The sequence below is a fragment of the Rhizobium sp. NLR22b genome, from assembly GCF_019685295.1.
Taxonomy (GTDB): Bacteria; Pseudomonadota; Alphaproteobacteria; order Rhizobiales; family Rhizobiaceae; genus Rhizobium.
The window spans coordinates 106,716-123,849 of the sequence record NZ_JABDWM010000008.1 but is presented as its reverse complement, the minus strand read 5'-3'; the positions used below and the strand labels follow the sequence as shown (position 1 = coordinate 123,849).

15 protein-coding genes are annotated in these 17,134 nt (G+C 58.9%); 3 read left to right on the top strand and 12 right to left on the bottom strand.

Features of this window, described 5'->3' with window-relative positions; all coding sequences use genetic code 11:
• Positions 1 to 198: 198 nt before the first annotated feature.
• Together HJC00_RS14965 and HJC00_RS14960 are read right to left on the bottom strand one after the other, a co-directional pair.
• Complete coding sequence (locus HJC00_RS14965; protein WP_221146788.1) at positions 199 to 519, bottom strand: hypothetical protein; 321 nt, start codon at positions 517 to 519, stop codon at positions 199 to 201.
• A gap of 2 nt (positions 520 to 521) precedes the next feature.
• Positions 522 to 722 (bottom strand): hypothetical protein, encoded by a 201-nt coding sequence (locus HJC00_RS14960; protein WP_210631676.1) that lies wholly within the window; start codon positions 720 to 722, stop codon positions 522 to 524.
• A gap of 343 nt (positions 723 to 1,065) precedes the next feature.
• On the opposite strand from HJC00_RS14960, the gene HJC00_RS14955 reads away from it, so the two are divergent.
• Positions 1,066 to 3,414 carry a PAS domain S-box protein gene (locus HJC00_RS14955; RefSeq protein WP_221164284.1) on the top strand — a complete coding sequence of 783 codons (2,349 nt, stop codon included), beginning with the start codon at positions 1,066 to 1,068 and terminating at the stop codon, positions 3,412 to 3,414.
• Positions 3,415 to 3,682: 268 nt separating this feature from the next.
• Here HJC00_RS14955 and HJC00_RS14950 read toward each other — a convergent pair whose 3' ends face one another.
• The 5 genes from HJC00_RS14950 to HJC00_RS14930 form a co-directional block, all read right to left on the bottom strand.
• Complete coding sequence (locus HJC00_RS14950) at positions 3,683 to 4,459, bottom strand: molybdopterin-binding protein (protein WP_221155415.1); 777 nt, start codon at positions 4,457 to 4,459, stop codon at positions 3,683 to 3,685.
• The gene (locus HJC00_RS14945) at positions 4,456 to 5,310 is read right to left on the bottom strand and encodes a cytochrome b/b6 domain-containing protein (protein ID WP_210628781.1); all 855 of its coding nucleotides are present in this window, start codon (positions 5,308 to 5,310) and stop codon (positions 4,456 to 4,458) included. Before HJC00_RS14945 ends, HJC00_RS14950 begins: the two co-directional genes overlap by 4 nt.
• A gap of 109 nt (positions 5,311 to 5,419) precedes the next feature.
• Positions 5,420 to 6,046, bottom strand: coding sequence for a hypothetical protein (locus tag HJC00_RS14940; protein ID WP_221146785.1), 627 nt, complete (start codon positions 6,044 to 6,046; stop codon positions 5,420 to 5,422).
• A 66-nt stretch (positions 6,047 to 6,112) separates the two neighbouring features.
• Positions 6,113 to 6,703, bottom strand: coding sequence for a TetR/AcrR family transcriptional regulator (locus tag HJC00_RS14935; RefSeq protein ID WP_221155412.1), 591 nt, complete (start codon positions 6,701 to 6,703; stop codon positions 6,113 to 6,115).
• Positions 6,704 to 6,762: 59 nt separating this feature from the next.
• Complete coding sequence (locus HJC00_RS14930; protein ID WP_221155411.1) at positions 6,763 to 7,590, bottom strand: oxidoreductase; 828 nt, start codon at positions 7,588 to 7,590, stop codon at positions 6,763 to 6,765.
• Between the two features lie 78 nt (positions 7,591 to 7,668).
• Here HJC00_RS14930 and HJC00_RS14925 point away from each other — a divergent pair, with 78 nt between their 5' ends.
• On the top strand, positions 7,669 to 8,595 hold the full coding sequence (locus tag HJC00_RS14925; RefSeq protein ID WP_221164283.1) for an AraC family transcriptional regulator: 927 nt from the start codon (positions 7,669 to 7,671) through the stop codon (positions 8,593 to 8,595).
• A gap of 54 nt (positions 8,596 to 8,649) precedes the next feature.
• On the opposite strand, the gene HJC00_RS14920 is transcribed toward HJC00_RS14925, so the two are convergent.
• The 4 genes from HJC00_RS14920 to HJC00_RS14905 form a co-directional block, all read right to left on the bottom strand.
• On the bottom strand, positions 8,650 to 9,339 hold the full coding sequence (locus tag HJC00_RS14920) for an aspartate/glutamate racemase family protein (protein ID WP_221155409.1): 690 nt from the start codon (positions 9,337 to 9,339) through the stop codon (positions 8,650 to 8,652).
• A 326-nt stretch (positions 9,340 to 9,665) separates the two neighbouring features.
• Complete coding sequence (locus tag HJC00_RS14915) at positions 9,666 to 11,084, bottom strand: MFS transporter (RefSeq protein ID WP_221164282.1); 1,419 nt, start codon at positions 11,082 to 11,084, stop codon at positions 9,666 to 9,668.
• Positions 11,085 to 11,168: 84 nt separating this feature from the next.
• Positions 11,169 to 11,702, bottom strand: coding sequence for a TetR/AcrR family transcriptional regulator (locus HJC00_RS14910; RefSeq protein WP_221164341.1), 534 nt, complete (start codon positions 11,700 to 11,702; stop codon positions 11,169 to 11,171).
• Positions 11,703 to 12,156: 454 nt separating this feature from the next.
• Entirely contained in the window at positions 12,157 to 14,118 is a 1,962-nt protein-coding gene (locus HJC00_RS14905; protein WP_221164281.1) for an elongation factor G, read from the bottom strand.
• Positions 14,119 to 14,613: 495 nt separating this feature from the next.
• On the opposite strand from HJC00_RS14905, the gene zwf reads away from it, so the two are divergent.
• Complete coding sequence (gene zwf, locus HJC00_RS14900; protein ID WP_210628789.1) at positions 14,614 to 16,083, top strand: glucose-6-phosphate dehydrogenase; 1,470 nt, start codon at positions 14,614 to 14,616, stop codon at positions 16,081 to 16,083.
• Positions 16,084 to 16,243: 160 nt separating this feature from the next.
• Here zwf and HJC00_RS14895 read toward each other — a convergent pair whose 3' ends face one another.
• Positions 16,244 to 17,134, bottom strand: a complete 891-nt coding sequence (locus HJC00_RS14895; protein ID WP_221164280.1) for an intradiol ring-cleavage dioxygenase — start codon at positions 17,132 to 17,134, stop codon at positions 16,244 to 16,246.

Sequence of the window (17,134 nt, the reverse complement as noted above, 5' to 3'; positions counted from 1 at the left end):
TGGCCGTTCCAACAATCCCGGAATTGCTCCGCAGCTTCGCGGCTGCCGAAGCAAAAGACAAGATAGCTATCCTACTCGATCGACGCGCTATAGCTCTTCGATCTGCTGTCCAGTACGAGCGCCGAGGTGATGACCTTGCCTCGATCTCGAACAGAATAGCGGTGTTCGCCGCCTGGCTTATCTCGACGCGACGCCATCCTACAAAACTCCGTCTTCCCAAATTGGCTTTTTGACCGACGTCACTTTGACCAGTCGGCGCACTGGAAGCTTGCCGATTTCAGACCCCCAAATCTGGACGACCTTCAGGTTCATGTATTCCCTTCGGTCGCAGAGCTGACAACGGAACCGGCCCGCCACGCGATCGAGGCTCACGTCCTTCGTCAGCTTCAACAGATCTCGCGGAAAAAACCGGTAAGTCCTTCGACAAAGCTGGCACGTCACCTCGAGCAATTGATTAGCGTCAGCCGCGTCGCGCAGGGTCCACCCGCGCAACTTCTTGGAATAGTTCATTTCCGGCATTGTCAGTCTCGGCCGTATCTCGGCCGCCACCCGCGCGTGATGCCTCGGCCCATCGCGCCTTCGGTCAGCACTAGCTGCCAGCGAAGGTAACGGATGTCTGCCAGGAGCGTTCCTATCGCCGCTTGCGCATCGCCTTTGTGATAGGCAAGCACCTCGGCAATCTCATCATCAACAATGGCTTCGCCGATCGGCTGCTCGCGCATATCCGTGCTCCATACTTTAGTTTTCAGATTGGCGGCCGCCTCGCCCGATGTTCTTATTATGTTCACGCGCGCGATGGAGTCAATAATCCTCTGTTTCTTTTCGAGGGCGGCCGACGTCTTGGCGGCGTGGAGGGCCGTTCCGTCCTCTAGGGAAGCTGAGGGGTCACAAGGCAGCCGAGATGTTTTCCCCGCCAGCACTTGAAAGGCATCGTCCAGCTTCCTGTCGTCCACGAGATAAAATGCGTCCCGCTTTGGCAGTGAAAGAGCCAAGCGACCGCCAGCTTGTGTGATACGGTGCAGCTTATCGACTTCGTGGGCGAGGTTCTACTCGAGGAGCTTTGCGGTGGCTGACGTACGGGAATTAGAGCGACTCCTCGCGGACGGCAGGGCTGAGAACGCAGTCTTGCGGGAGAGCGAGGCTAAGTTTCGTGCCGTTTTTGAAACCATGATAGAAGCCTGCTGCATTTTCGAGATGATCTATGACGACCTTGGCAGGCCCGTAGACTGGAAGATTCTGGAAGCAAATGCTGCCTACGAAAAACAGAGCGGATTGAAGGATGTCGCAGGCAAGTTGGCCAGTGAGGTCATGCCTGGAACGGAGGCATATTGGATTGAGACATTTGGCCGGGTGGTTGAAACCGGAGAGGCCGAGCAGATTGAAAGGTGGCACCAACCCACCGGACGATGGATCCATAGTTCTACAGCACGCGTCGGCGGCTCTGGAAGCAGGCGCTTGGTCAGCGTTTTCTATGACATCACCGAACGCAAACGCGCCGAGATCGCCCTGCGCGAAAGCGGGGAGCGGCAGGCATTCCTGCTCGAACTCAGCGATACGCTTCGACCCCTGGCGGACCCGGCAGCGATCCGGCTCGCTGCCGCAACGGTCCTTGGTCGATATCTCGGCGCAAGCCGCGTCGCCTATGGAGAAGACACTGAGGATGGCGAGAGCTTCGTCGTGTCCCCGAACTACGTCGATGGCGCGTCCGACATGGCCGGGACGTTCCGCTACGCTGACTACGGGTCAGACATCCTGGCGGATCTGCGCGCCGGGCATAACCGCATCCAGCCCGACCTGGCTCAGGACGAAAGGTTGAGCGAAGCGGAGAGAGGAGCTTTCGCCGAGGCGGGCATCGGTGCGTCCCTTGATGTACCGTTGGTAAAGGCGGGAAGACTCGTCGCCTGGCTGGGGGTCAACTACGCCACGCCGCATGCGTTCACGCCGTACGAGATCCAATTGACTGAGGAAACAGCGGAGCGAACATGGGCGGCCGTCGAGCGCGCCCGCGCCGAAGCGGCGCTGCGCGAGAGCGAAGAGCGGTTTCAGCAGTTCGCCAACGCCTCCGCAGCAGCGCTGTGGATCCGAGACGCCGAGACGCTCGACATGGAATTCGTCAGCCCGGCCATCGCGACAATCTATGGCGCCGAACCCGACACTTTCATCGGCGACATCAGGCGGTGGGCCGCGATGATCGTACCTGAGGATCGGGCGACCGCCATGAACCACATCAATCAGGCGCGCCACGGCGAGCCGGCCGTCGATGAATTCCGCATCCGGCGGAACGATGGTTCATTCCGTTGGATCAGGGACACAGGCTTCCCGCTCTATGACGAGAAGCGCAACGTGGAGCGCGTTGGCGGCATCGCTGAGGACGTCACCGAGACGAAGATGGCCGTCCAGCACCAGGGCGTGCTGCTTGCCGAACTGCAGCATCGCGTCAGAAACATCATGGCGATGATTCGATCCACCGTGGTGCGGTCTGCCGACGGCGCTGTCGACGTCCAGGGCTACCAGACGTCGCTCGCTGGTCGGCTGTTGGCTTTGGCCCGGGTTCAGACATTGCTCACGTGTCAAGCCAATGCCGGCGGATCGCTGCGCGGTATCCTCGAGAGCGAAATCGGAGCGCAGGCGCATTCCGAAAACCAGTATGAACTGACCGGCCCCGATCTTATGCTCTCCCCCAAGGCCGTCGAAGTCTTGACCTTGGCGTTCCACGAACTTTCCACCAATGCTTTGAAATACGGCGCCTTGTCGGTCCATGGCGGCAAGGTATCGGTCACGTGGACACCCTTCGAGAAGCGGGAAAAGCCGTGGCTCGCCATCGACTGGGTGGAGGAAGGCGCGCCATCGCGGCCGCCACCGACCCGCCGCGGTTTCGGCTCCGAATTGATCGAGGCGAAAATACCCTACGAACTTCGTGGCACAGGCAAAATGTCGATTGAGCCAAGCGGTGCTCACTGCCACATTGAGTTTCCGCTCAGAGAAGCTGAAAGCATACTGGAGACTGACGCCCCGGCGCCAACGCGACTATACGGAGGAACTCTCGACATGACCGGAGCGCCGGACCTCACTGGAAAGACCGTTCTCGTGGTCGAGGACGACTATTACATCGCATCTGACACGGCGGCAGCATTGCGAGGAGCCGGTGCGGAGGTCTTTGGCCCGTGCCCGACCGAGGAGGACGCGCTGCGGTTTCTCGATGAAGAGACGCCAACTGCAGTTGTGCTCGACTTGAATCTTGGCGGAGGTGGCCCGCGGTTCGAGATCGCACATAAACTTCTTGAGCGCGGGACGCCATTCGTTTTCCTGACGGGGTACAATCCGGATGTGATCCCCGATGAACTGGCTGATGTCGCCAGGCTCCAAAAGCCGTTCACGCTGGGTGATGTCGTCGAGGCGGTCAGCAAACTGTAGGACGAAACCTGTGTCAGCACATGTCTCCTTTTGGCGCGCATTTCTGCCATCTCTGTAACTGCGGGATTAGTCTGCCACCGCTCCACACAAAGTGAGGAAGAACCCGGTTAACTCAACGGCATGATGAAGCGTTGCAGCGCAACCCGTGTTTCGCATTTGGTTTGGCTGATCTCGACCTGTCATGAAGAAGCGGTCGCTGAAATCGGCATGACTTTCTGAACTTCGCGTCTGCTCATGAACTGTCACCCTGCGGTTCACCTTGATCGCATTAGATGCCGGCGTACCACTCGTACCCGCGGTCTTCCCAATAACCGCCCTTTCCGCCCCACAGACCGGCGAAGCTGTCGACCAGTTCGATGCGCATGATGTATTTTACCTGTTTGTAACCGAGCTGCCGTTCGACCCTGAGGCGCAAGGGAGCGCCGTGGCCGACGCTGAGGTCCTGGCCGTTCATCTGGTAAGCGAGGATGGTTTGAGGATGAACCGCATCGATGAGATCGATGCTCTCGTAGTAGCGGCCACTCCCGTCGAGCGTCTTTTCGAGCTCGTCGGCACAATGTAGCACGACATAACGCGCCGTTGGCTTGAGCCCGGTCAGACGCAGCAGGCTGGCAAGCGGAACGCCCGTCCATTTGCCGATGGCGCTCCAGCCCTCCACACAGTCATGGCGGGTGATCTGCGTGCGGGCCGGAAGCGCCTTGAGATCGGCGAGCGAAAACTCTCCAGGCCGATCGACAAGACCGTCGATCTTCAACCGCCAGGCTGCAAATTTGCCGTCCGCCAGTTCAACGTATTCATCGCTGTCGGGAGCACTCGTTCCATTCACCCGGAACGACGGGGAAATGTCCTTTTCATCAAACTCGCGCGCCAGGGCATCGCGCCCCTGAAGCAGTCTCTGCACCGTCATGGTAAGGTGCTCGGCTGAACGAAGGACGTTGGCGACGTCTGCGTTCTGCTCAAGCAGGTCACATCCTGAAAGGGTCAGCGCGCTGGCGCCAAGTGTGCCGCCAATCAGAAAGCGGCGTCGGGTGAGAAGCTTACTCATGACTTAGGGCCTTTTTCCTCGATCGCATAGCGTCCGGTGATCATCGAGCGGATGTTGTTCCAGGTCCCGGAAAGCACGACCATCGCCACATGGACGATAACGAAGATGACAAGTGCTGATGCTGTGATGAAGTGGATCGTGCGCGCGGACTGGCGCCCGCCGAAGATATCGACCAGAGCGGGAATTGCGGCGTCGATCCCGGGCGACATGGTCAGACCCGTGAGGACCATCAGCGGCAGCAGAATGACAATGACAGCTAGATAAGTGAGCTTTTGAAGCGCATTGTAATGTTTGGCCTCCTCCCCTTCGGGGAAGCGAAGACGGACATGGTCCAGAACCTCCCGGGCGAGATGGCGCGGCGAGAGTTGACGGGCCTTCGGCGCCAGGTCTCGCCTGAAATGTCCGTTCAGCAAGCTGAAGCTTAGGTAGAGAATACCGTTGATGACGAACAGCCAGGCAAAGAAGAAGTGCCAGCGACGTCCCGACGCGAGATCCTGGAAGGATGGGATTGTTGCCCAGGACGGGAAAGCTCGCGCGGTCGGCTCCCCATCAACATTGGAAACGCCGAGGACGCCGGTCGTGGGAATCTGTAGCCCCGCGACACGCACGAACCCGTTTGGCATGCCGCCTTCATCATTGGAGCCGATTGTCAGCACCGCGGGATCGCCGTTCGCGCCGTAATGACCCCAGTAGAGCTCGGGGTGGGCATTGAAGATCTGCAGTCCGCTCAAGAGAAGGAAGCTCAGGCAGAGAACGTTCAGCCAGTGCGTAAGCCGGGTCACAACGGAGTGGCGGCGGATGAAGATCGTCCGAGGATATTGAACATTGTCATTGGAGGCGTCTTCGCTCATCTCAGCGTCTTTCGTCTGTGACATCTCACGGCTGCAGATCAAGCAGCATCGATCTGTAGTCGCTGGCCGATGCATTGGGGCGGCTGCTCCGGCCAGTGACGACGTGGCTTTACATGGGGGGAACCACGCCATTCTTGCCGACCACAACCTGATGAGCGATGGGGCCGGCTGCAGATTTCTCGGCGGTGATGAAGACCACGGCGCCGGGAACGAGATCATCCTTGGTTGCAGCAGCAATGGTCACGACAGGTGTCCCATCCGGAATGGCGATCTTCTTTTCCTTGCCGTGATAGGTGACGGTGACGGTCCGACCATCGACGCCTTTGACGGCATCGGCGACCGTCGCATTGGTCATGCTGCTGTCGGGCTTCAGATCCCAACCGTAGCTGCCTTCGCCAAGACCCTTCATCGCCGGCGGGAAGATCAGGACTTCGAGCGCGCCATCGCCACCGCTGGCCTTTGGCAAGGATGCGATGCCGACAAAATCACCCGGCTTGATGTCGGCGACTTTGGCATCTGCGACGCTTGCCACTTTCCAGTCGTCGGCCAGGGCGACATCGACGGTCTCGCCTTCGCGCGTTTTCACCTTGAGCGTGGATCCCGCATAGGTGACGATGCTGCCGCGGACATGGATCGGCGCGGCTTTCTGATCTTCGGCATAGACGGGTGCCGCAAGGGTTGTCACAGAAAAAATGCTGGTCAGCCCAAGGGCCAAGGCGGGGAACACGTTCTTCATTCGATTCTTCCTACTAGTTGGTAGTTTTGAGGGCGCGATTTGCCTGAGTAGCCTGGCCACGCAGGATTAGTGAGAAACGGTTGGGGTCATTCGGTCCAGCGCGGGCGTCAGTATTGTGCTGAATACCTCCGGCTTCCCGTAGGCTCTCGCAGAGAGCATTGCGCCGTATACCGTCGCCAGAAATGCTTCGGCTTCGACGTGAGGCTCACTGGTGAGGTCCAGGGAGCCTTCCCTGGAGCCACGCTCCATGACCGACGTCAGCCACGAGGAGATAAAGCGAAAGAATGCCGTAACCTCTGTTGCGACTTCCGGTGGAAGGGATGGCAGTTCACTGGCAAGCAGGGCGCAAACACAATAAGGTCTGCTCGCATCCTCGATGCATTTCGCCCAGTGGTTCGCATAGATTTTAAGGATGTCCAATGCGTCTGGAACGTTCTGTTCAAGGGCCGCCACGCTCGCCTGGCCATCTTCCCGATAACGCTTGACCAGCTCACGCACCAGGTCGACCTTGCTGGGGAAGTGATGGTGGATGCTGGCCTTGCGGATGCCGACGACCTCCGAGATATCGGCGTAGCTGAAGCCATTGTAGCCGCCGCTCATGATGAGGTTTCGGGCGGTGGCCAGGATATCGTCGGAGGTGGTCGAAAGATTGCTCATGCGAACTGTCTACCTTCTAGTAGGCAGAACGTCAATGGAAAAAGTTCAACATTCTGCCGTCATCCGTCTGTCGAAACTGTGACGGCTTTCCACGCTTCGATCTCCTCCTGCAAACGATCGATCCGCGCTGTGACGTGGCGGAGGGCATCGCTGCCAAGGAGAAGTTGCGGTGGAGGATTGTCAGAACCGACGAGTCTCAGAACGGCAGCAGCCAGCTTTTGCGGATCACCGAGCTGCTTGCCGCTCACGGCCTGTCGGGCCTCGCGGATCGGATCAAACAGGCTGTCGTAATCCGCAATAGACCTCTTTGTGCGGATCATGGAACGCCCCGCCCAATCTGTCCGAAATGAGCCCGGGCAAAGGGTTGTCACATGAATGCCGAACGGCGCCATTTCCGAACGCATGACCTCGGAAATACCCTGAAGCGCGAACTTGCTGCCGCAATAGTAAGCGATGCCAGGCATGGTGATCATGCCGCCCATCGACGTGACGTTGACGATAAAGCCGCGGCGGCGCTCACGGAACCTCGGAAGAAAAGCCTTGGCCACCGCGACGGCGCCAAACACGTTCACGTCGAACTGGCGGCGCATCTCATCGATCGGCGATTCCTCGAGTACGCCCTCGTGCCCGTATCCTGCATTGTTGATCAGCACATCGACTGGGCCGTGTTCTTCCTCCGCTTGCTGAATCACGTCCGGGATGCGGTCGAAATTGGTGACGTCGCAAAGGACCGGGTGAAGTGCGGGGAGCGTGGTTGACAACACTTCACGCGAGGCCTCGGAGCGGACGGTCCCGATGACCGTGTGGCCGGCTTCGATGGCGGCAGTGGCGATGGCCAGCCCGATGCCCGAATTCGCTCCTGTAATGAAGAAGGTCTTGCCCGACATTTTCGAAACTCCTTGATCAATCGTGCACGTGCCAGATAATATCAAGGGACAGGTAGATCGATTGCGAACTCTCTGAGATTGTTGTCAAATCCTATGAATGGCACAAAACGGCATTCCACACATGAAGGACTCGTCGCACTGGCCGGACAACTTGCCCCGCGTATCGGGTACAATCAAACTGCGGTCAGTTCTGTCCGTATCCTGCGCACCGAGGCGGTGCTGAACGACATTCCAGTCCTCTACAAGCCTGGGGCCGTGTTCGTATTGCAGGGGAGCAAGCAGGGTATTCTCGAAGGGGAAGTCTACCTCTACGACGAGGACCATTATCTTGCCGTCTCGGTGCCGGTCCCATTCCGGATGACGTCCAAGGCCAGTCCACAGCGGCCACTGCTAGCGGTCTATCTGGAGTTCGATATGCAGTTGGCGGCTGAGATCGCCATGCAGGTCGAAAAACTTGCCGGTCCCGCAGACGCCAAGCCGAGAGGGCTCCTCTCGAGCAGAATGGATAGCGGTATCGAAGACGTCCTGCTGCGCTTGCTGACGGCTCTCGGCAGCCCGGTCGAGGTCGCCGTGCTTGGAGACTCCATCCTGCGTGAACTGCAGTACCGGGTCATGGTCGGCCCCCAAGGCGGCGCGGTCATCGCGGCTCTACAGCGAAAAGGGACGTCCGGAAAACTGGTTGAGAGCGTGGCGTGGCTGCGGCAGAACTACGCCGGCGAAGTTGCCGTCGCGGATCTGGCCAGAGAGGTGGGCATGAGCGTTCCTTCCTACCACGTTCATTTCAAGAACCTGACAGGCTCAAGTCCGATGCAATACGTGAAGGCGATGCGCCTGCATGAGGCGAGACTTTTGATCGCCCGCCAGAGCGGGACGATCGCGGAGGTGGCAGCTTCAGTTGGCTATGTCAGCCCGGCGCATTTCAGTCGCGATTTCAAACGGCATTTCGGGCGTACCGCATCGGAAGAGGTGAAGTGGGTCCAGCAGCACCTTGGAGAACAGGTCTGACCATTGCCCGGGACTCTTTCGCAAGCCGGTCGAATAGTCAAAATGGGCGGCACGTCATTGCAAAGCAGCTCGAAGGGCGGCTTCGCAATGAACCAGGGTTGTATCGAAGACGCGGACGCCCACATTATCCTGGTTCAGCAGCATCCCTACCTCCGTGCACCCAAGGATAAGACAGTCGCAGCCTCGATCGATCAGTCGCTGCGCAATCAGTTCATACGTCGAGCGACTTTCCTCGCGAACAACATCGCGGCACAGCTCGTCATAGATGATGCGATGGGTTTCCGCTCGATCGTCGGCCTCAGGAATTGTTGGCGACAGCCCTCGAGCGGTCAGGCGATCGGTATAGAAGTTCTGTTCCATCGTGAAGGCGGTCGCCATCAGCCCCGGCCTGCGAAAACCGCTGTCAAGGATAGCTGTCGCAGTTGCGTCCGCGATGTGTACGAACGGTATCGACACCCCGCCCAAGATCTTGTCCGCCACCTTGTGCATGGTATTCGTCGCCATGATGAGGAGGTCGGCACCTCCGCGCTCCAGAGCAATGGCTTTTTCATTCAGGATATTTGCCGCCGCATCCCAATCGGAGGATGCCTGTAGCTTTTCGATCTTTTCGAAGTCAACAGATCGTATGAGAAGCTCCGGCGAATGCAGTCCGCCGAGCCTCTCACGCGTAAGCCTGCAAAGTTCACGATAATAAATCTGGGTCGAGGCCACGGACATTCCACCAAGTATGCCGATCGTCTTCATAGGCTTTTTCCATATTCACGTGTTTCGTCTGTTGCCGCCAAACCGGCGCTTGACCAGAAATCAGGCCCGCTCCTGCCGCCAAGCTCGGCACCAACACCATGTCGTCAGGAAGACCCAACGACAGAGGCCGCTATTTCCAAGGCGTGTATATTCCTTGATTGTCTCCCATTTTTGCAGCGCGAATGAATATGAATCATGGCGTGGTACCTCAAAGTTTCCGTTTCGCTTTGTAGAGAAATGATGGTCTGCCGGTGACCGACCGAGACTGTATGAATGGTCACGCCGTCAGCGGACGAGCCAATGATTAAACCCAGCAATATTCGTGTTCATCGCCGGACCGCTTTGTTCGATGAAAGGCCGGCGGAAAACCATCCGGCGACGAGAAGACAGATTGCTATCGCGATTGCTGCGACGCTGTACGCCCGGCCGATGGAATCGACGTCCGTTGCAGACCCCAAAATCGAGAAGAACAACCCGCCGACGACTGCCGCCGCGAATGCACCGCCAATCTGAAGCATCGAGTTGACGAGGCCGGAGGCCAATCCGGACTCTGTTCTGCCGACCCGTTGCACGACACTTTTCAAAAGGTTTGGAAGCGCGATCCCCTGCCCGATCCCGATGAGAAAGAGCGCAGGAAAGAGGAATTGCGCATGATCACTTGAGATCAGGGCCGCTGTTGCAAACAAGCCGCCAGCTTGCAGCCCCATGCCAACGGCAGCGGAATATCTTCCGAAGACGCTGAGGATGCGCTCGCTTGCGAAAGGGCCAAGGACAAAACCGACTGCCGCGGGAAGGATCGCCAGCCCGGCCTCGAAAGGTGTGCGACCAAGGCCGCTCTGCTCGTATACCGAGAATACCAGCCAGAATGCTGCGAGCGAATAGAAAAATAGGGCAGCTATCAGCCCGCGCTTCAATCCCGGAACTTCAAGCAGGCTCGGTGCAAGGATGGGATCTCCTCCCGCCGCCTCCAGGTTTCGCTCATGGCGCCAGAATAGCAGAAAAAGCAGCGGGGAAGCGGCAAGCATCAGAAGCAACCAGATCGGCCACCCCTGCTCCCGGCCCTCGATCAGCGGCGCGATCAGTGCAAAAAGCGCCAGCGCAATCAGCAATGCACCGCCCAGATCCAGTTTGCTTGGGTGCTCCGATCGGGTTTCGCGCAACATGATAGAGGCGGAGGGCGCGGCGATCGCGATCACCGGAAGGTTGATCAGAAAGATGGCCCTCCATCCAAGACCGAAGATATTCAGTGCAATCAGCGCTCCACCGAGAAACAGACCAGCCATCGATGCGACACCGAATGTCAGGGCGTAAAAGCTGAGCGCCTTTGATTTTTCGTGGTCTGGGAAAATTGCATTTATTGACGCCAGAGCCTGCGGTGCCATGATTGCCGCAGCGAAGCCTTGAAGGACCCGGCCGACGATCAGCACCGATGGAGACCAGGCAAATCCGCATAAGGCGGATGCGGCGGCAAACGCTACCATTCCAGAGAGAAAGACATTCCGGCGACCATAGAGATCTCCAAGCCTGCCACCGGTGATCAGCATGACCGCATAGGTGGTGGCGTAGCCTGAGATAATCAGCTGCATTGTCGATGCAGAAGCCCGGAAGTCGTCCCGGATCGAGGGCAGCGCCACGTTGACGATGAAGAAATCGAGTGGCGGCAAAAAAGCCCCGGCCAACAGGATGACCAGCGCGACCCATCTGCGCGGATCGAGCTTGTCTTCGGGGTTGCAGGAACGTTCCACATTTATCTCCTTGAAGTCCGTAAACGTCCGCCGAAAAGCGGTCGCAACGACAGTATTTAGGAACCATTCAGTTCCAAATTGAAGTCAGTCAAGCGCCTTTAAGGCAAAGTCGATCATGGCCCTCGTCTCCTCGCGATCCGCTCCTACCTTGCCCAGGACCCGCATGCCCTGGATCTGGCAGACGAGGAACCTCGCAAGTGTCCGCTCGTCCAACGCGGGATCAATTTCGCCTGCAGCTTGAGCCCTGATAATCGTGGCTGCATAAAGGTCCTGCAGTCGTCGAAACAGGCGGGAAATTCGAGCTGAAACTTCTTCATCTGCTGGAAGCATCTCGACAGCTGTCAAGACAACAAAACATCCGCGCAATCCCTCTTTGCCGGAAGAAAAGTGAACCTGCTGCGAAAATGCTGCGCGAATTGCGCCTTTTGGCGATGGGTTGGAATGCAGCGTTTCGCCCACCGTGCGAACGGCATCCTCGATATAGACGTCAAGAGCACTGAGATAGACGCCCCGCTTGTCTACAAAAGCTTTATAGAAACTGCCTCTGGACAGATCCATGCCTTCGAGCAGGTCGGGAAGAGACGCATCGTGATATCCACGTTCCCAGAATACGCCCATCGCCTTGCGAACTGCATCATCGAGTTCAAATTCGCGAGGGCGACCAACGGAGGGGGATGTCTGAGTGCGTTTGGCCATGCGGGCTATATGGAACCATTTGGTTCCGAATGCAAGGGATATTTTCGGAACTTCAGGGGGGACACGGCTGGATGAAACTGGAAACAATGGTCTGAGCAGCCGAGGCCAGCGATCCTGAAGAAACAAGTCCCTGCTCCCCGGAAATCAATCAGTCGAGGCGACATCGATGCCGTCAGCAACGCCATCGAGCTGCCCTGGGAGCAACGGACAGGCCGAGGGCCAGATCGACCGCCTCAAGCCCTTCAAGCGCGCAATGTATGGTCGGGCAGGTGCCGAGGGCCGAATGCTACCACCCTCCACACAAAGTGAGGAACAACCCGGTTAACGCAACGACATGAGCCCGTTCTGCGAACGAGCATGAAGTGGCGCCACGGTTTCAGTGTGCGGCGCCTGGTTCCTCGTGTGCCCTCACGATGGCGTCCGCTTCCTTGCCGTATAGCTCCTCGAAGTGATCGAAGGTCTTGGAAAAGTAACCAATGCCCTGCGTCGCCGAGCGCAGCGCCCGGGCCAGATCGTCAAGTGCACTGCCCGGAACAAGCGCCCGGAAGATGTCCCATCCCTTGGCGGTTTCATCCCGGTCGAAGCCGAGAACCTGACCCTTGAGGGCGGAGACGATCTGGACGAGGCTGCCGGAATAGATCGACGGAATGTGAATTTCGCTGCGGAACACCGGTTGCATCAAAACCGCCGACCCTTCCGATAGCGCCTGTCGCACTCCCATTCTCGACGCAGTCCTGAAGGCGTGTTCCGAACTGTCGACGGCATGGTGCTGACCATCGAACAGCGTTACGCCGACATCGATGACCTGGAAGCCGAGCGGCCCTTTCTCCATCGCTTCGCGCGCGCCGGCTTCGACGGCAGGGATGTAGTTGCGCGGAACGACCCCACCCTTGACGGTTTCGCTGAAGGTGAAACCCCGGCCGCGCTCGTTGGGGCGGATGCTGAGCTTCACATCCGCGAATTGTCCGGCGCCGCCGGTCTGTTTGCGATGCCGGTAGTGAACCTCGGAGGGCTTGGCGATCGTCTCGCGGTAGATCGGACTGGGCGTTCGATCGGTTACCTCGATGTGGAAGACCTCGGACAGGGTTCGGCAGAGATCGCGCAGATGGACCGGTCCCTGGGCGCGGACGAGCTGGGCGCCCGTGCCTTCCTCCTGCAAAACGACAAGACCGCGATCCGTCTCGGAAAGTTTTGCCAGCGTTTCGGAGAGCTTGTTTTCATCGCGGTCGCTGCCCGGGACCAGGATCCTTTCAAGCATCGGCGTCGGTGGCTCGGTCCATTCGGGCGGGGCGATCGTCGCGTCTGATGTCAATAGCGACGGGACGGGCAAGTGGTCGGACTTGACCGTCGCGAAGACATCTCCCGGTGCAGGCGTGATCGCCGAGCTGGACCGTCCGTTTGCAGGATCCTGCACGGCGCCGAGGCTGGAGCCGCCCAGTGATGCGCCTTGCCGCAGTCCCTCGCCAAACGCACGCACCAGCACCGTCTTGCCGATATTCTGACGATGATAGGCATGGAAGCTCACGGCGGTCAGCTTGTTTTCATCGACATTGCCCGCACGCGCCAGGCGCTGTCTGAGAATCGTGACCGGCGGCGCCTCGTGGCGCAGCGCCTTCATCAGCCGCATCATGCCGTTGCCGTGGCTTGCGGCACCGATCAGGACCGGAATGATCCTGTTTTCGCTCAGAACCCGCGATGAAATGGCATAGAGGGCGTCGCTGGGCGGCTCGCGATCCTCGACCAGTTCCTCGAGAAGCCAGTCATCGAATTCGGACAGGTGTTCCAGCAGCTCGCTGCGCGCTTCGTGCTCGCGCTCGGCAGCGCTTTCGGGGATTGCGATCAGCGCCGAAGTCTGGCCTTCGCGGTAGCGCCACGCCCGTTCCGAAATCAGATCGCAACTGCCGATGACCCTGTCTCCCTCGCGGATCGGGATCTGGCGAAGCAAAAGCGTGTGGTTGGCGTAGTCTTGAAGCGCGGCGATCACGTCCCTCAGCCGCCCTCTCGGTTCGTCCATCCGGTTGACGAAGAGGATGCACGGCGTCCCCGAGGCTTCGACGATCCGCAGATAGGGCGCGGCGAGCACAGCCTCCTCCGGTGCCGATGAAACGCACAGGATGCAGGCGTCGCTGGCAAGAAGCGCGTGCTGCACATGCGCCAAGGCTTCGTTCGGTCCTGGCGCATCAAGCGCGCACCACGCCTCGTTTCCAAAGGTGAATTCCGTGAGGTTCAGTCCATAAGGGGAGCTGGATTTTCTCGGCGTTCCCTCCAGCGAGCCGAGCCTTTCCACGACTGTCGATTTTCCCGTCTGCGAGGGTCCAAGCACGGTAAAGCAGCGCATCGGCATTCCTCCAACTGCCATAAACACAATTCTCAGCCGTCATAGGATGCCCTGAACCGCGGCAAGGCGCCAGAGGTGTTCAGTCTCACAACGCTTTGACCTATAGACGTAGGAGCTGTTCTCGAATTGTCAGCGACTACAAAACTCGGTCTTTGACAAACGGCATTCAAAGGCAACTGTATCGAAGCGACGACTGCTGTCAGCTTTGGTTTTGCTGTCAATAACCGCCCTGCGCCTCTGAGCTGGGTCATCTTACTGACTATGGAGCCAGGACATTGTTATCAATAAAGTCGACAAGGAACGACGGACCTCGCTAAGACGAGGCACTTCGAGAGGGTATCGCCGCCCCCTTGCTCCGCTACACGATCCATGCCTCTATTTAACCTTAGAGGGGTGAGCTTCAACGTCATGGCATCACGCACGAAGATAGCCGCTTCGCGGCAGCGCGGAACTGAGGTCGACCTCCATCCCCAAGCGACAACGGAAGGCTTGAGGATGAGTGTTGCGCGCAAGAATTCAACTCGGGTTGGCCCCGGCTACCCACAGGTCGTTGTGCTCGTCGGCGCGACGGGCGATCTCTCAAGGCGCAAACTACTGACCGGGCTGTTCCACCTCACCAATGCGGGCTTCATCCCAGGATGTCGCATTATCGGCGTCTCGCTCGACGACATCGATGCCGATGCCTTCCGCACCATCGCCCGTGACTCACTGGACAAATTCCTGACTCGCAAGTTCTCGCCGTCCGAATGGGAAGCATTTGCCGCATCGCTCGACTATGTTCCGCTCGCTGCCGGCGCCAATGCTCTCAAGGAAGCGGTCGATAGAGCCGAGAAAGCACTGGGCGCCGAGACGCGGCGCGTGCATTATTTATCCGTGCCACCAAGCGCCGCCCTTCCGGCCGTGCAACTTCTCGCCCAGGCCGAGCTGACTGAACGCTCCCGTATCATCATGGAAAAGCCCTTCGGCACGGACCTTGCCAGTGCCGTTGAACTGAACAACAAGCTGCACGAGGTGTTCGACGAGAAGCAGATATTCCGCATTGACCATTTCCTCGGCAAGGAGCCGGCGCAAAACATCCTGGCCTTCCGATTTGCCAATGGCCTGTTCGAACCAATCTGGAACCGCAACTTCATCGACCATGTCCAGATCGACGTTCCGGAGACGCTCGGCCTTTCCACTCGCGCCGCCTTTTACGAGACCACCGGCGCCTATCGTGACATGGTGGTGACCCACCTCTTCCAAATCCTCGCCTTCATGGCGATGGAGCCGCCCACTGCCCTTGAGCCTGCGCCAATCTCGGAAGAGAAGAACAAGGTGTTCCGCTCCATGTTGCCGATTGAGCCGCGCGACGTGGTGCGCGGTCAATACATCGGCTACCGTAAGGAGCCTGGCGTCGATCCCGAAAGCGACACGGACACCTTCATCGCCCTGAAATGCGCCATCGACAACTGGCGCTGGGCTGGCGTGCCCTTCTACCTGCGTACCGGCAAGCGCATGGCAGAGGGGCAGCGCATTATTTCGATCGCATTCCGCGAGCCCCCGAAATCGATGTTCCCTCCGGGCTCTGGCGTGGGGGCACAGGGCCCTGACCACCTTACCTTCGACCTTGCTGATGCCTCCAAGGTCTCGCTGTCCTTCTATGGCAAGCGCCCTGGACCGGGCTTCCGGCTCGACAAGCTCTCGCTGCAATTTGCCATGAGCGAAACCGGCCTGATTGGCGAAGTTCTGGAGGCCTATGAGCGTCTGATCCTCGACGCCATGCGCGGCGACCACACGCTGTTCACTACGGCCGAGGGTATTGAGCGGCTCTGGGAGGTTTCCCAATCTCTCCTCGATAACCCGCCGCCCGTACGCCTCTACGACCAGGGCGGCTGGGGGCCGAAGTCGATCCACCAACTCATTGCCCCGCACGCCTGGCGCCTACCGTTCGAGCGCGCCTGGAGGGATGCGGCAAAGCGTGATTGAGGGTCAACCGTTGGATCGGTGCCGGCGACCAGAATGGCGCCGACCAATTGCCAAAGATCCCAATGCCAGATTGCGCGCAGGTGGCCGAAGCGGTTCAACCGCTCCAAACATGCCGAGAGCTCGTCTGCGCCTGCAGCGCCGCGAAAGCTCGGAGGCTGGACTATTTTCGCTTTCGTTCCGGCGCCAGCACGAAATCGTGCTCGACCTGCCAGAATGATCCTGCGAAACCGAGCTCCCTTGCCCTTGTGGGGTCGTCCATCAGCTTGAATTCGGCCAGCAAACTCTCCTTGACGCCGAAGACCGCATCGGAATGGATGTAGCGATCGTCGGGATCGAAAATATGGGTCGTCAGCGTCTCAAACCCGTCCGCCTTGATAATATAGTGCAGATGGGCAGGTCGGTAGGGGTGACGGCCGAGCGCACCGAGCAATTTACCCACGGGACCATCGTCTGGGATCGGATAGTATTTCGGCTTCACCGCGCGGAACCAATAGAGCCCGTCCTTGCCGGTGCGGAATACACCGCGCAAATTGAAATCGGGCTGGATTCCCTTCTGCTGGACGTCATAGAACCCTTCGTCGTTCGCCTGCCAGACGTCGAGCACCGCATTTTCGATCGGGCGGCCTTCAGTATCGAGGATTCGGCCGCTGATCACCATGTCCTCACCCTTTTGGTCGAGGCAGATATTGGCGCCCATCGGCAGTTCCGGCGCATCCGCGACATGGAAGGGGCCGAGAACCGTGCTTTCGGACGCGCCCGATGGTTTACGGTTGTTGATTGCGTCGACCAACATCGATACGCCGAGCACGTCCGACAGCAGAATGAATTCCTGCCGCCAGTCGGTGCAGGTGTGACCGGTGCGGGTGAGAAAGAGGATCGCTTCCATCCATTCGTCCTGGGTCGGCTCCAGCTCTTTCACCGCCTCATGCAGCTTGCGGGTCACCACCTCCATCACCTGCTTCAGCCGCGCATCGCGTGCATTGGTGTTGCGGCCGGTGACGACCTCGACAGAGTTTTCCTCAGTGAAATAGCCTTTTTCTTCGATGCTCAT